Here is a 14,985-nt window from a genome sequence, read left to right as displayed (position 1 = left end):
TGTAAAATCATCAACACCCTTGCGGACTGCGCCCGCCCAGGTGGCGGCCCAGCTCGCGGCGCACCTGCTCGCGCACGGCAGCGTAATCGGGAAATTGCACGGTGTAGAGCACGGCCGCCTCGCGTTCGAGCACCACCGTCGCGCCGGTGATGCCGCGCCGCTCCAGATTGCGCTTTTGCTGCTGGGCCGCCGCTTCGCTGGAGAAGCGCCCCAGCGAGAAGCCGCCCGCATGCGGGCCGGAGCGCAGGCGCTCGAAAGCGATGTTTTTGCTTTGCAACTCGGCCCGGCGCGCGTTGCTGAGCAAATCGTCGTTGACCTTGGCCCACAGCACCATCCAGCGCCCGTTGACGCTTTGCTGCTCCCAGCGCCATTGGGCGCGCGGCCACGATTGCAGCACGGCCCGCACCGGCTCGGCCTGCTCGGCCGTCAAGGGGCCAAAGGCCATGCACTGCTTGGGCGCGGGGGGCGCCGGGGGCGGAGGTGGGGGCGGCACGGGCGCAGGCGGGGGAGCTGGTGCAGCGGCGGCTGGCGAGGGAGTCTGCTCTTGCGCAGGCGTGTCCGGCGCGGCCGCTTCGCTGGCCTGCGGCGGTGCGGCCAGCTCTTGCGGCGCTTGCTCAGCCTCATCAACCAGCGGCGGCGTGTTTTGCGCCACCAGCACGGGGATGACGGGGGGCGGGCTGCTTTGCTGGGCGGCCTCGGGCTGGGCGGGCGTTGGGGGGCTTTGCACTACCTGCACGGCTTCAGGCCGCAGCGGGGCATGGGCCTCGGGCGTGGCAGGCGCGGGCTGCGACGGCCCCAGGCCCAGCGCTTGCAAATGCCCTCGCGCCCAGGCGAAATACACCGCATTGGCGACCACCAACAACACGATCACGATGCGCAGCATGGGTATCCACTCCCTTCTTGTTGCAAGCCGCTCGGCTGGCTCTGGGCGAGCGGGCGCACGCTGACCTCGCCGCTATGGATGTGCACCACTTGCCCGCCCAGCGCCAGCAGCAGTTGGCCTTGCGCATCCACCCCCAGGCCCTCGCCCTGGCGGCCATCGCTGAGCACCACGGGCAGACCGGCCAGCACATCCCAGGCGGCAAACGCGGGCTGGAAGGCGGCAAAGCCTTCGGCCTCGAACTGGCGCACGGCCGATAGCACGGCGGGCGCCAGCAGATGCAGCACCGCGCCCGCGTCGGGCGCAACGCCCGCCCACTCGGCCACGCTGGCCAGGCCGACGCGGGCCGCGCCCAAGCCATGCAAGCGGGCGGCGGCATCGCCCGCCTGCGCAGGCAAGGTCTGCGGCAGCAGGTTCAGGCCGATGCCGATGACGGCGTAGCGCATCTGGCGCAGGGGCGAGGCGGGGCTGGCGGCCGCAGCGGGCAGGGCCGTTACGGCCTGCGGGGCCGAAGCCGTTTCAATCAGAATTCCGGCCATCTTGCGCATGTGGCCTGCGCCATCAATCCACCATACATCGTTGGGCCATTTAAGCCCCAAGCGGCCTGCCGACACGGCCACGCCTTGCGCGCGCGCCCAGGCTTGCAGGGCGGAGACCACGGCCATGCCCACCACCAGCGACAGGCCCGACCAATCTTGCGGAGCCAGCGGCAGGCCCAGGCTGAAAGTCAGCGCCTGGCCGGGCTGGCTCTGCCAACGCCTGCCCAGGCGGCCGCGCCCGGCGGTTTGCGCATCGGCCACCAGCAGCGCGGGCGCTGACTGGCCCAGCGCGGCGCGGCGCATCAGCTCGGTGTTGGTGGAGTCGATGCTCGGCAGCCATTGCAGCGCCAGCCCCGGCCAGGCGGCCTGGGCGGCTTGCTCGATCTGGCCGTGCCAGGGGTTGTGGGGCGCGCTCATGCGCTGCCCTCCTGCGCCGGGCCGGGCGGGTTGGAATGGGAGCTGGGATGGCCCGCGCCGTCAGGGTTGCCGTCGGCAGGCTTGCGCTTGGGCGCGCGGCGGCGGGTTTTGAGCATGGTGCCACGGCAGGAGGGCGTGCCGCACAGGCAGGCGTAATCCTTTTTCAGCGCGGCGGTGATGCGCGGCACATCGATCTCCAGCGCGTAGTCGTAAAACAGCTCCTGCCCGGCGGCAATGGGCGTGGTGGCGACGATGAAGACGCGGCCTTGCTCGTCCTCCTCCGTCTCGCAATTGGGTTCGCAGGAATGGTTGATCCAGCGCGCGGAATTGCCTTGCACGCCGCCGTCGATCACCTCGCCACCGTCGGTCTGAAAGAAGAAGGTGTGAAACGGGTCGCCCTGCTGGTTGTCGTGGCGGCGGTCGGCCTCCTCCCAACTGATGCGCTCGCCCTTGTATTCCAGCACCACCTCGGCCGGCGCAATATCGCGCACGGCGTACACGCCCTTGCCGTGCACGCCCGAGCGGCGCACTTGGGTTTTGCGCCCCCTGGGGCGAGCGCCCTGGGCGGCGCGGCCCGCCTGCGGCGGCTCTTGCAAAGGCGCCACAGCGCGGCGCGGCGGGGTTTGGGGCATGGGGCAAACAAACTCTGCTAACTTATAAAAAAGACCCGCGCAACCGTGCCCGGGCCGTGTGCAAGCGGCCCATTGTAGTGCCCGAGCAGCGCCCGCCCCGTCGTGCAGGCGCGGCTTGGGCGGGCGCTTCATTTGGGTCTTTTTTTGCAAATCAAAGTAAAAACGATTTTACTAAAATATTGCCGAAACAAGGGTGTTTTATTTCTTTTTGATGTATAAAAACACCGCTTTCCGCACCCCCACCCCGCCTGACAGCCCCATCCCTACCGCCAGCTACGCCCCATGTCCAAATCCCTGGTCATTGCCGAGAAACCTTCCGTCGCCCAAGACATCGTGCGCGCCCTCACCCCGGTGGCGGGCGCTTTTGCCAAGCACGAGGACTATTTCGAGAACGATCGATACATCGTCACCAGCGCCGTGGGCCATCTGGTGGAAATCCAGGCGCCCGAGGAGTACGACGTCAAGCGCGGCAAATGGAGCTTTGCCCATCTGCCGGTGATCCCGCCGCACTTTGACCTCAAGCCGGTGGAAAAGACCAAGGCGCGCCTGAACGCCGTCACCCGCCTGGCCAAGCGCGCCGACGTGAGCGAGCTGATCAACGCCTGCGACGCGGGCCGCGAGGGCGAGCTGATCTTTCGCCTCATCGAGCAATACGCCGGCCCCGTCAAGGGCGGGCAGCGCCAAAGCCTGGGCAAGCCGGTGCAGCGCCTGTGGCTGCAATCGATGACGCCGCAGGCCATCCGCGACGGCTTTCAGAACCTGCGCAGCGACGCGCAAATGCGCGGCCTGGCCGATGCGGCGCGCAGCCGCTCCGAGGCCGATTGGCTGGTGGGCATCAACGGCACGCGCGCCATGACGGCCTTCAACTCGCGCGATGGCGGCTTCTTCCTCACCACCGTGGGCCGGGTGCAAACGCCCACGCTGTCGCTGGTGGTCGAGCGCGAGGAGCAAATCCGCAAATTCATCAGCCGCGACTATTGGGAAATCCACGGCGACTTCGCCGCCCAGGCCGGGCGCTACCTGGGCAAATGGTTCGACCCGCAATTTAAGAAAAGCGCCGACGAGCACGCCCGCGCCGACCGCCTGTGGGACGAAGCCCGCGCACGCGCCATCGCCGATGCCGTGCGCGGCCAAAGCGCCACGGTGCAGGAGCAAAGCAAGCCCACCACCCAGGCCAGCCCGCTGCTGTTTGACCTAACCAGCCTGCAACGCGAGGCCAACGGCAAGTTCGGCTTCTCGGCCAAGACCACGCTGGCGCTGGCCCAGGCCCTGTACGAGCGCCACAAGGCGCTGACCTACCCGCGTACCGACTCGCGCTACCTGCCGCAGGACTACTTGAACGTGGCGCGCGACACCTTCCAGGCGCTGGCCGGCAGTCGCCTCTCGCACCTGGCGCCGCACGCCGCGCACGCGCTGGAGCAGGGCTACGTCAAGCCCAGCCGCCGCATTTTTGACGACAGCAAGGTCAGCGACCACTTCGCCATCATCCCCACCACGCAGCCGCCCTCGGGCCTGTCCGAAGCCGAGCAGAAAATCTACGACCTCGTAGCGCGCCGCTTCATGGCCGTGTTCTACCCCAGCGCCGAATACCTGGTGACCACCCGCATCAGCACAGTGGCCACCCCCGCGCTGCCCGAGCCGGCGCAGCACTTCAAATCCGAAGGCCGCGTGCTGGTCAACCCCGGCTGGCTGGCCATCTACGGCAAAGAGGCCGACAGCGAGCTGGGCGCAGAAGGCAAAAAAGACGGCAAGGACGAAGGCAAAGGCGGCGAGAGCAAATCCCTCGTGCCCGTGCAGCCTGGCGAGGTCGTGCGCGCCGACGAAGCCGACATCAAAGCCCTCAAAACCAAGCCCCCCGCGCGCTACAGCGAAGCCACGCTGCTCTCGGCCATGGAAAGCGCGGGCAAGCAGGTCGAGGACGAAGAGCTGCGCGCCGCCATGCAGGAAAAAGGCCTGGGCACGCCCGCCACGCGCGCGGCCATCATCGAGGGCCTGCTGACCGAGAAATACATGCTGCGCGAAGGGCGCGAGCTCATCCCCACCGCCAAAGCCTTCCAGCTCATGACCCTGCTGCGCGGCCTGCAAGTGCAGGAACTCTCGCGCGCCGAACTCACCGGCGATTGGGAATACAAGCTCAGCCAGATCGAAAAAGGCGAACTCTCGCGCGCCCAATTCATGGCCGACATCGCCGCCATGACCGAGCGCATCGTCAAAAAAGCCAAGGAATACGACCGCGACACCATCCCCGGCGACTACGCCACCCTCGCCGCGCCCTGCCCACACTGCGGCGGCGTGGTCAAGGAAAACTACCGCCGCTTCGCCTGCACCGGCGCAGGTGGGCAGGGCGAAGGCTGCGGCTTCTCCTTTGGCAAATCACCCGGCGGGCGCACCTTCGAGCTGGCCGAAGCCGAGCAACTGCTGCGCGAGCGCCGCATCGGCCCGCTGGAGGGCTTTCGCTCCAAGGCGGGCTGGCCCTTCACCGCCGAACTGGCCCTGGTGCCCGACACCGAGCGCAACACCCTCAAGCTGGAATTCGACTTCGGCAACGACGCCCAGGACCAAGCCGATGGCGAACTGGCCGACTTCAGCGGCCAGCAGCCCCTGGGCCCCTCCCCCGCCGACGCCGGCCAGGTCTATGAATGGGGCAACCAATACGTCAGCGAACTGGCCGTGCCCACGGCGCAAAACCCCAAGCCCAGCAGCCGCTTCAAAGTCGGCAAGATCATCCTGCAACAACCCATCGAGCCCGAGCAAATGCGCAAGCTGCTGCATGAAGGCCAAACCGACGTGCTGGACAAATTCATCTCCAACCGCACGCGCCGCCCCTTCAAGGCCCGCCTGGTGTGGGACGCCGCCGCCGGCAAAGTCGGCTTCGCCTTCGAGCCGCGCGAAGGCGGCAAAGGCGGCGGCGCAGCGGCCAAAACGGGCTTAAGAGCCGCCGCGAAAACCGCGACCAAGGCCGCTGCAAAAACCACGGCGAAAAAAGCGGCCACCAAAACCCCGCGCAAAACCGCCGCAGGCAAGCCCCCCAGCCCCGCCCTGGCCGCCCTCATCGGCCCCGAACCCGTCTCCCGCCCCGAGGCGCTGAAAAAACTCTGGGACTACATCAAAGCCCACAACCTGCAAGACCCGCAGGACAAACGCACCATCGTCGCCGACGACAAACTGCGCGCCGTGCTCGGCCAGGATCGCATCGGCATGTTCGAGCTCACCGGCAAGCTGGGGCCGCATTTGGGCTGAAGCCAACGCAAGCAGGCGGAAGCTGCGCCTGCCTCCCTCCCCCGACAACCCGACAACCCGACAACCCGACAACCACCACCGTATCGGCCATCTTTCCATGCGAACCAAACTCAGCGCCCTGTTGCAACAGCTCAACCACGGCTTGATTGGCCGTGAAGAAACCCTGCGCACCGCCTTGCTGACCCTGCTGGCGGGCGAAAACCTGCTGCTGGTCGGCCCGCCCGGCACGGGCAAAAGCCTGCTGGCGCGGCGCATCAGCCAGGCGCTGGCCCAGCCGCAGCAAGGCAGCGCTTACTTCGAATACCTGCTCACCAAGTTCTCCACGCCCGAAGAACTGTTCGGCCCGCTGTCCATCAGCGCGCTCAAGCAAGACCGCTTTCACCGCCAGACCCAGGGCTATCTGCCCACGGTGCAAGTGGCCTTTCTCGATGAAATCTTCAAGGCCAGCTCGTCGATTCTCAACGCCTTGCTCACCGTCTTGAACGAGCGCAAGTACCACAACGGCGCCAGCGCCGAAGACATCCCCCTGCAAGCCCTGGTCGCCGCCTCCAACGAACTGCCGCAAGGCCAGGCCGAGCTGGCCGCGCTGTACGACCGCTTTTTGCTGCGCTGCTTCGTGGGCTATGTCGGCGCGCAAGAGCGCGCAGAGCTGTTCGATCTGCCCGCCGCCGCAACCGTCAAGCCGCAGCAGCGCCTGAGCGCCGAAGAACTGGCCCAATTGCGCCAAGCCGCCGCCCGCGTCAGCTTCCCCGCCGAAGTGCAGCAAGCCGTGCTGGAGATTTGGCAAGCCCACCAGCAAGCCTTCAAGGAAGATGCCGACGAGACCCTCTCTGATCGCCGCATGGTCAAAGCCATGCACCTGCTGCGGGTATCGGCAGCCAGCAACGGGCGGCAGGAAGTGGATTTCTCCGACCTGCTGCTGCTCAAGGACTGCCTGTGGAACCACGAAGCCAACAGGGCAAAAGTGCTGACGCTGCTCAAGCAAACACTGGCCCGCTTCGACCGCCCGCTGGCCGGTGGCGACAAGGCCCAGGCCCAGACCTCATCCAAAACCAAGCCAGCCACCCAACCCAAGGCCGCCCCGGCCGCTGCGGGCGCCCGCTTCAAGGGCCTGCAAGGCAGCGGCAGCGAGCACGATCCGATTTTGATCGGCACTATCCATCAGCTTGGCCGCCTGGCCGACCCTGCCATCAGCCAGCAGGGTTTGCACTTCCGCCAAACCGCCGATATCGACGGCACCGTGCTGGGCGAAACCTGGCTGGATATAGCCGAATTTCACGGCCATTACGATGGCGGCGGCTTCACCCTCACGGCCAAAACCGAAAAACCGTTTTTCACCCATATCCGCCAGGCCACGGTGCGCGATTTGACGGTACAAGGGCTGCGTTTAAGCCATTCGATGGAAGATGCCCGAATCCACGGCTGCAACAGCTCACACCCGTTGGCCCACACCATCCGCAACAGCACCGTCAGCGATTGCCAAAGCCAATCCCAATTGGCCGACCTTGTTCAATACAGCACCATCAGCTGCTGCCAGACCCATGGGCAATTTGCCAAGAAAATTCAGCATGGCACCATTCTTCACTGCCGCAGTGGTGACAGTTTGGCCGTCAACGTGGAAGACAGTGATATTGCCTATTGCCAGGCGGATTCGGTATTGATTAAAGAGAAAGCAAAACAATCACATATCAAGGATTGTCTATTATTATTATCCTATGTGGCCTCACCCAATGAAATACGTGGGGGCATTGCCTGCAATCTATTGAATAGCCAGGTAGAGCGATGTTTTATCGCAGGGTCATTAGCGCATAATTTACCTTTTGACACTTTTATGTTTTCCGGCATTTCCTATGAAGCAATAAGCAGTAGCATCCAAGCTTGCGCGATAGGTAAATTAAAAAATAGTAAAAAAAGTATTACATTGAGTCGCATTGCAAACTCCAAAAACAACCAATCCCGCCTGCAAAACAATATTTCCATCGATAGCAATAATGAAGATTCTTTTTATTTCTACGACAACAACGCGCAGGAAAACAAGCTCGACGGTCGTAACGGCCTCAGCGTAGCCGCCGCAATATTCAACGCCGATTATCTGGAACACCACCTGGGCTGGGATTTCGAGCGCGTCTGGCAATGGCAAGACGGGGACGACCACCCCACCCTGCGCCCTGACGCCACGGCCGCCCCTGCCCAAACAACGGCTGCCTCCCAAGCCGCTACCAACCAGGGCACCCTGCTGGCCCAGCAATGCCGCCACAACCTGTGGCTGGCCGGGCAGGCGTGATGCTGAACGCGCTGGGGGGCATGCTCAAGTCGGGGCTGGGCGGGCTTGCGCATGGTCTGCTGGGCGGCCTGGTGCGTTTTGGCCTCAAGCCCATCAAATACTTCATCGACAGCCACTTTCGCCCCAAGGTGCTGCCCCAGCCGGGCAGCGTGGTGTATTGCGATTTGTGGTTTGCCGTCGAGCATTCGGGCATTCACGTGGCCGATGGGCAAATGGCCAATATCGTGGTCACGGGCGTGGCGCAAAGCGTGGTGCGCTACAGCGACGGGGCCGACTTCACCGAAAAAAGCCAGCTCGGGCGCAAGATTTACGTGTCCTGCCGTGGTAAGCAGGCGGTAGGCCACACGCTGGTGGCCGCACATGCCCATTCGCGCATTGGCGACAACGATTTTTACGGCCTGGTCATCAAGAACTGCCACCAGTTTTCCAGCGAATGCGTGCAGCAGCTCGGGCAGGATGCGACCCCTTCGCTGCTGGACCAATTCACCGGCTGGCTGGGCGACATGCTCGAACCCGAGTGGGAGCCCACCATCCGCCAACTCAAAGCCCATGCCCGCCGCAAGCTGGGAGCCAACAAATGGCTGCTCTGGGATTGGGACCAGCAGGCCAGCGCCACGCCGGAGCCCGATTGGCAAGCGCATGAGGCCTTTTTCAAAAACCAGCCGCTCACGCCCGATTTCATCGCACTGCTGCGGCAGGAATTGGCCCAGACGCAAGACTACGAGGCCGAATTGGCCGATGAGGACATCCCGAAAGAGGTGCGCCAGCGGCTGCGCAGCTTTGGCCAAAGCCTGGAGGATGTGTCGCAGGCATACGAGAAGGCGAAAGCCTGGCTGCAAGCCTGCCCGGACGCGGCCTGGTCGTACAACGACATCCAAAGCTGCGGCGCGGACTTTGCCGAGATGGCCCGCCAGATGCAGGGCAATGCCGCCATCCGCGCGCTGGCCGAGAAAATGGGGCGGCGCTATCTGGCCGAAGACATCAAGCAAAAGCGCCGCGTGCCGCAAGCCGACCGCAGCGAGGTGCATGGCGTGTACCGTAGCGGCGATGTGCTGCGCGTTCTGCCCGCCGAGCTGGCCAATCTGGACGACGACACGCTGGAAATGCTGTTTTACGCCCGCCTGCTGGAAAACCAGTTGCTGAGCTACGAATTGCGCGGCCAAGGCTGGATGGATCAGCAAGAAAACAGCACCCGCCGCCAACGCACGGGGCCGGTGGTGGCCTGCCTGGACACCTCCGCCAGCATGGACGGCACACCCGCCATCAAGGCCAAGGCGCTGCTGGCGGCCATTGCCAACATCTTGCAAAAGGAAAAGCGCGAGCTGCACGTGCTGCTGTTTGGCAGCCAAGGGCAAATCCGCGAATACGCGCTGGAGAGCGCTGCCGCGCTGCCGGGGTTGCTGCGCTTTTTGCAGCAAGGCTTTCACGGCGGCACGGATTTCGCCTCGCCCCTGCAAAGGGCGTTGGACATCATCAGCGCAGAAAAAACCTACGAAAAAGCCGATGTGCTGATGATCTCGGACGGCGACTGCACGCTTGACGACAACTTCGCCCAACGCTTTGGCCAGCAAAAAGAAGCGCTGCAATGCCGGGTGTATTCGGTGCTGTGCGCAGGCAGGCGCAAGAGCGACAACTTCAGCGATGAGGTGGTGGTGCTGTGAGCGCTGGCCCGAGACCTTTGCCCGGCTGGCAAGGCAGCGGATTCGGGCGGTCTGCTTGCACTGCGATGCGTGCAGATCGTCCTCCAGCCCCTCCAGTCATGCGCCAGCCCCATCGTCCTGGGCAAAGGCCGGTTCGAAGTCCAGCAGGTCGCTGCCGCGCATGCCCAAGCCCCGCGCCACGGTACGCCAGCCCGCTACGGCCTGGGCCACTTCACCCCAAATCGCCTGAGCTTGCGTGGCATCCAGCCTGAAGTACGGCGCGGCGGCCATCAGCATGTCGCTGCTGTCGATGGCGCCCGTATCCTCGGTCAGCCAGGTTTTGCTCTCGCGCCTCTCGCCCGGCATCGGGTTGAGGTCAAAGGCGGGCGACAAACGCCAGCCGCGCTGGCGCGCGTCGTACAGCAAGCTGGCCGCTGGCCCCCAGATGGACTTCAAGGTCCGGGCGGCGGGCGGGCTTGGGCCTAGCCATCAAAAGCCCTCCAGTTCATCGCCGTGCCCGAGCGCGCCGCCTGCGCCAGCCACCGCCTTCGAGCGGAGCGCCGAGCGTTTTTTGCCTGCCGAGGTGCGCACACGCTGGGGCAACTGCTGGCGCACCAGCTCCATGCCGAGCGCGTCGTGCTCCAGGCTCATCGCCCGGGACAGCTCATCGAGCCGCCCCAGCACGTGCAGGGCACGCAGAAAGGTGTGCAGCGCGGTGCCTGCGTGGCCATCCTCCATGCGCCTGACGGTGCTCAGGGACGTGCCGATGCGTTGGGCCAAATCGTCCTGGCTCAGCCTGCGCATGCGCCGCGCCACCGAAATGTCCTGCCCCAGACGGCGCAGCGCACGCGCCACGGGCTGCGGCATCGCCACCTGCGCGCCGGAGCGTTTTTGCTCGGGAGATGACATGTTTTATTCTCTCAAATATGAATTTTATTTTTAGTTAACCGCTCATATTTGAATTCATGTACAGCAAACGGTCAAGCAAAGCACCCAGCAACCCCCATGAGAGTCCGCAAAGGATCGCAGCAACCCTCAACAAAATCCCGGGCTTGCAACCATGAAAAAAGCCGCCTCAAACGAGGCGGCTTTTTAATATTCAATCAAAGGAAAACCGATTCATTTACCATCATGCCGAAACATGCCTATTTGTTTTCCTTTTGATTGGCAAATCAAACATTCCCCAGCTTATTGCAAAGCCTGCAAGCCGGCCACCAGCCAGCCGGAGCTGCCGTTTTTGGCTTTGGTCATGTTCCAGACTTCGCGGAAGGGGTTGGGGCCTGCGGAGGCGTCTTCACGGATCATGCCGGAGAACTCCACGCTGGCCATGTAGTCGTGTTCCAGCTCCTCGATGCCCAGCAGTTGCGCATCCAGCGTGATGACTTCGGTGTGGTTGGGCTTGCCGCCATTGGCCGCGTCGCGCTCGGCCAGTTGCTGGCGGATTTCGGCCAGCATTTCGTCGGTCATCATGGCGCGCAGGGCGATCAGGTCTTTCTCGTCCCAGGCTTTTTGCAGGCTGACGAAGTTGCGCTTGGCTGCGGTCAAAAAGCCTTCGGTGTCAAAGCCTGCGGGGATGCCCCAGTTTTGCGAGCCGGACAGGGCCGAGCCGATCATGGAGCCGCCTTGCTCGAACGGGCGGGCGGAGGCGTCGTTGCCCACATTGTTGGGGCTGTAGCTGCGTGCAGCGGCTTGCACGGGGGCTTGGGGCTGGTTGCCCGCAACGCCCGCGAAAGGCGATGCGCCCGCGCCTTGCATGGCCGCGCGGTTGCGCGAGCGCATGAAAAACCCGATTGCGGCCAAGGCCACCATGCCCAGCAACATCATCAGCATGATGGAGCCGAACTCCTCACCCAAACCCAGCGAGCTGGCCAGCCAGGCCAGGCCCAGACCAGCGGCCAGGCCGCCGAGCATGCCCATCATGGGGCTGCGCGGGCGCGCTTGCGGGGTGTTGGCGGCGGGCGTGCCGCGCTGCGCGGCCGGGGGCGTGGCCTGGCGCTGCGTCACGTTGCTCGATTGGCGCCCGACCGAACTGCCGCCGCCCATGCGGCGCGCTTCCGCGTCCACATGCGCGAACATCAAAAAGGCCAGGAAAAAAGCCGCCAGCAGCGTGCCTACTTTTTTCATCGTCAAGGTCATCGTCTCTCCTGTATAGATTGGACTTGGGGCGCAGCCAAACCCTTCGGCCAGCGCATGGGGGCGGCATTCTTCCAAAACCTGAATACCCGTTGGTTTTTGGGGAGTTGGCGCCGACTCGGGCGGCCAACGCCCGCTGCATCAGGCTTCGCTGCGGCAGGAGCAAACCTCTGTAGAATCGGCCGGTTTTACCGGGTGCGGCCCGCCCATTGGCTTTTTGGCCTGGGCAGGCAGGCACCGGGAGCAAAGACTTGCGCGGGTGGCGGAATTGGTAGACGCATCAGGTTTAGGTCTTGACGCCGTAAGGTGTGGGGGTTCGAGTCCCCCCTCGCGCACCATCCATACAACGATCATTCGCGGGCGGCCGCACGCGGCGCGCTTGATTCCTTCCTCCCCGCAGCGCGGCTTTTGCCAGCCGCGCCGCAGCCACTCAGGACTACACCCATGACCGTCAACGTAGAAGTACTGGATAAGCTCGAACGCAAGATCACGCTGAGCCTGCCTGTGCAAGCCATCGAACAAGAAGTGCAGGCGCGCCTGAAGAAGCTGGCCCGCAACGTCAAGATGGACGGCTTTCGCCCCGGCAAAGTGCCCATGTCCGTCGTGGCCCAGCGCTACGGCGCTTCCGTGCATTACGAAGTGCTGAACGACCAGGTCGGCCAGGCCTTTAACAAAGCGGTGGAAGAGGCCCTGCTGCGCGTGGCTGGCCAGCCCCGCATCAGCGAAAAAGCCGGCGCTGCCGAAGGTTTTGTGGATTTCGACGCCGTCTTCGAGGTGTACCCCGACGTGCAAATCGGCGATTTGAGCGATTTGGAAATCGAGCGCGTCAACGTCGAAGTGGACGAAGCCGCCATTGAGCGCACGCTGGACATTTTGCGCAAGCAGCGCCGCACCTTTGCCCAGCGCGGCAAGGACGACGCCGTGCAAACGGGCGACCGCGTGACGGTGGACTTTGAAGGCAAGATCGACGGCGACGCTTTCGCTGGCGGCCAGGCCGAGGATTTCGCCTTCCTGGTGGGCGAAGGCCACATGCTCAAAGAGTTTGAAGACGCCGTGCTGGGCATGAAAGTGGGCGAGAGCAAGACCTTCCCGCTGGCTTTCCCGCAGGACTACCACGGCACGGAAGTGGCGGGCAAGACGGCCGACTTCCTCGTCACCATCAAGAAAGTCGAAGCGGCCACGCTGCCCGAAGTCACCGACGAATTCGCCAAATCCCTGGGCGTGCAAGCCGCCACGGTGGACGGACTGCGTGAGGACATCCGCAAAAACCTGGCGCGCGAAGTCAAGTTCCGCGTGCAGGCGCGCAACAAGCAAGCCGTGCTGGATGCCCTGCTGACCAAGGCCGAGATGGATCTGCCCACGGCCGCCGTGCAAGGCGAAATCGCCCGCCTGGAGCAAGGTATGCGCGAAGACCTGCGCCAGCGCGGCTACAAGGATATCGACCAGCAAACCATCCCCGCCGACGTGTTCCGCCCGCAAGCCGAGCGCCGCGTGCGCCTGGGCCTGGTGGTGGCCGAGCTGGTGGGCGCCAATGGCCTGGAAGCCACGCCCGAGCAGTTGCGCGCCCACGTGGAAGAACTGGCCGCCAGCTACGAGAAGCCCGAGGAAGTGGTGCGCTGGTACTTTGGCGACCGCCAACGCCTGGGCGAAATCGAAGCGGTGGTGATCGAGAACAACGTCACCGAGTTCGTGCTCAAGCAGGCCAAGACGGTGGACAAGACCATCAGCTTCGAGGAGCTGATGAACCCCGCCCCTGCGCCAGAAGCCCAAGCCGAGCAGGAACAAGCCGAGGCTTGATTCCCTCCCTCCCCCAGGGAGAGCATGCAGGGCGCCTCAAGCCCATGCAAGGCCCCCACGGGGCTTGGCTCAAAGCCTGAAAAACCGCCGTTTGCGCACTGCGCCACGGCGGTTTTTTCTTTCAATCAAAAGGAAGAACGATTTCCCACCCACCATGCCAAAACAAGGTAGTTTTATTTCCTTTTGATTTATAAAATACCATCTCAAACCGCTTCATCCGCGCCGATCAAGGCCTCCAGGGGCCGACGGCTCAAGCGCAGGCGCAAATCCGCGCCCAACCAGGCGCGATCCAGCCAATGCCAGTCGGGGGCTTGGTCAAGGGCGTCCAAGCGCAGGCCAGCGGCCATCGGGCGGCCTGCGCCCAGCAGCTTGGGGGCCAGGTACAGCAGGCATTCGTCGATCAAGCCCGCGCGCAGCAGGGCGCCGTTGAGGGTGGCGCCCGCTTCCACATGCACTTCGTTGGCGGGCATGCGGGCCAAGTGTTGTACCACTTGGGCCACATCCAGCCCGCGCGGCGCATCGGGCACCAGGATCACGCGCGCGCCCAGCGCCTGGAGCGCCTGCTGGCGTTGGCGCTGGGCTGCGTCGTTGGCGGTTTCGGCGCTGGCAAACAACCAGACCTGGCGGCACGGCACTTGCCACAAGCGCGCGCCGGGCGGGGTGCGCAGGCGGCTATCGACGATGGCCAGATGGGGCTGACGCGCGGCAGGCCCGGCGGCGGCTTCGCGCACGTTGAGCAGCGGATCGTCGGCCAGCACCGTGCCCACGCCGGTGAGCACCACGCAGGCGCGCTGACGCCAGCGCTGGCCGTCGCTGCGGGCCTGGGAGCCGGTGATCCACTGGCTTTGGCCATCGGGCAAGGCGGTGAGGCCGTCGAGCGAGGCGGCGATTTTGCTGCGCAGCCAGGGCCGGCCAGTGCGCATGCGTTGCAAAAAGCCGAGGTTGAGTTCTGCCGCCTGGGCCGCGCCATCGCCCAATTCCACCGCAATGCCCGCAGCGCGCAAGCGGGCCAGGCCCTGACCTGCCACTTGGGGATGGGGATCGACCAGCGCGGCCACCACTTTGCCCACGCGCGCGGCGATGAGGGCATCGCAGCACGGGGGCGTGCGGCCGTGGTGGGCGCAGGGTTCGAGGGTGACGTAGGCGGTCGCGCCCTGCACGCTATGCCCGCGCGCGGCAGCGTCGCGCAAGGCCATGACTTCCGCATGCGGGCCGCCCACGGCCTGGGTGTGGCCCTGGCCGATGAGTTGCCCGTCAGGTGCGATGAGGACGCAGCCGACGGCCGGGTTGGGGTTGGACAGGCCCACGGCCTGCGCGGCCAGCGCCAGGCTGCGCTGCATGGCCGCCGATGGCTGCGGCAAGGGGGATGGGGTATCGGTCATAACGGCAAGGGATGCTGGGGCGCTTTGCTTCCGATGGGCGC

General features: G+C 64.8%; 11 protein-coding genes and 1 tRNA gene. 5 read left to right on the top strand and 7 right to left on the bottom strand.

Translation table 11 applies throughout. From position 1 onward, the window contains the following. Positions 1-10 precede the first annotated feature (10 nt). Genes EBQ26_RS08420 through EBQ26_RS08410 form a run of 3 tightly spaced genes read right to left on the bottom strand, consistent with a single transcriptional unit; the run spans position 11 to position 2,468 of the window. Positions 11-883: a hypothetical protein gene (locus EBQ26_RS08420; RefSeq protein ID WP_122238571.1), complete on the bottom strand. Its 873-nt coding sequence runs from the start codon at positions 881-883 to the stop codon at positions 11-13. Next, on the bottom strand, positions 868-1,836 hold the full coding sequence (locus tag EBQ26_RS08415) for a biotin--[acetyl-CoA-carboxylase] ligase (RefSeq protein ID WP_122238570.1): 969 nt from the start codon (positions 1,834-1,836) through the stop codon (positions 868-870). Before EBQ26_RS08415 ends, EBQ26_RS08420 begins: the two co-directional genes overlap by 16 nt. Then, complete coding sequence (locus EBQ26_RS08410) at positions 1,833-2,468, bottom strand: SET domain-containing protein (RefSeq protein ID WP_122238569.1); 636 nt, start codon at positions 2,466-2,468, stop codon at positions 1,833-1,835. Before EBQ26_RS08410 ends, EBQ26_RS08415 begins: the two co-directional genes overlap by 4 nt. Positions 2,469-2,750: 282 nt before the next feature. Between EBQ26_RS08410 and EBQ26_RS08405 the strand changes: the two genes are divergently transcribed. From EBQ26_RS08405 to EBQ26_RS08395, 3 genes are all read left to right on the top strand, one after another. Continuing rightward, complete coding sequence (locus EBQ26_RS08405) at positions 2,751-5,708, top strand: DNA topoisomerase III (RefSeq protein WP_122238568.1); 2,958 nt, start codon at positions 2,751-2,753, stop codon at positions 5,706-5,708. A 97-nt stretch (positions 5,709-5,805) separates the two neighbouring features. Beyond that, positions 5,806-7,992, top strand: coding sequence for an AAA family ATPase (locus tag EBQ26_RS08400; protein WP_122238567.1), 2,187 nt, complete (start codon positions 5,806-5,808; stop codon positions 7,990-7,992). Beyond that, positions 7,956-9,653 carry a VWA domain-containing protein gene (locus EBQ26_RS08395; protein ID WP_122238566.1) on the top strand — a complete coding sequence of 566 codons (1,698 nt, stop codon included), beginning with the start codon at positions 7,956-7,958 and terminating at the stop codon, positions 9,651-9,653. The genes EBQ26_RS08400 and EBQ26_RS08395 overlap by 37 nt, the downstream gene beginning before the upstream one ends. Positions 9,654-9,749: 96 nt before the next feature. Here EBQ26_RS08395 and EBQ26_RS08390 read toward each other — a convergent pair whose 3' ends face one another. The 3 genes from EBQ26_RS08390 to EBQ26_RS08380 all read right to left on the bottom strand — a co-directional run bounded on the left by EBQ26_RS08390 (position 9,750) and on the right by EBQ26_RS08380 (position 11,756). Then, positions 9,750-10,088 carry a HipA domain-containing protein gene (locus EBQ26_RS08390; protein WP_238944248.1) on the bottom strand — a complete coding sequence of 113 codons (339 nt, stop codon included), beginning with the start codon at positions 10,086-10,088 and terminating at the stop codon, positions 9,750-9,752. Between the two features lie 33 nt (positions 10,089-10,121). After that, positions 10,122-10,541, bottom strand: coding sequence for a helix-turn-helix transcriptional regulator (locus tag EBQ26_RS08385; RefSeq protein WP_122238565.1), 420 nt, complete (start codon positions 10,539-10,541; stop codon positions 10,122-10,124). Positions 10,542-10,820: 279 nt separating this feature from the next. Next, positions 10,821-11,756: a Tim44 domain-containing protein gene (locus tag EBQ26_RS08380; RefSeq protein WP_122238564.1), complete on the bottom strand. Its 936-nt coding sequence runs from the start codon at positions 11,754-11,756 to the stop codon at positions 10,821-10,823. A gap of 262 nt (positions 11,757-12,018) precedes the next feature. Between EBQ26_RS08380 and EBQ26_RS08375 the strand changes: the two genes are divergently transcribed. Then, positions 12,019-12,103: transfer RNA gene (locus tag EBQ26_RS08375), tRNA-Leu, on the top strand. Between the two features lie 106 nt (positions 12,104-12,209). Further along, positions 12,210-13,562: a trigger factor gene (gene tig / locus EBQ26_RS08370; RefSeq protein WP_122238563.1), complete on the top strand. Its 1,353-nt coding sequence runs from the start codon at positions 12,210-12,212 to the stop codon at positions 13,560-13,562. 203 nt (positions 13,563-13,765) lie between these two features. Here the strand turns inward: tig and ribD are convergent, their stop codons facing one another. After that, positions 13,766-14,944 (bottom strand): bifunctional diaminohydroxyphosphoribosylaminopyrimidine deaminase/5-amino-6-(5-phosphoribosylamino)uracil reductase RibD, encoded by a 1,179-nt coding sequence (gene ribD, locus EBQ26_RS08365; protein WP_238944247.1) that lies wholly within the window; start codon positions 14,942-14,944, stop codon positions 13,766-13,768. Positions 14,945-14,985 lie beyond the last annotated feature (41 nt).

This window comes from Allofranklinella schreckenbergeri (assembly GCF_003703475.1).
GTDB classification, from domain to species: Bacteria; Pseudomonadota; Gammaproteobacteria; order Burkholderiales; family Burkholderiaceae_C; genus Lampropedia; species Lampropedia schreckenbergeri.
Note: the sequence above shows the minus strand (reverse complement) of the source record. Positions and strands in the feature narration are given on the sequence as shown.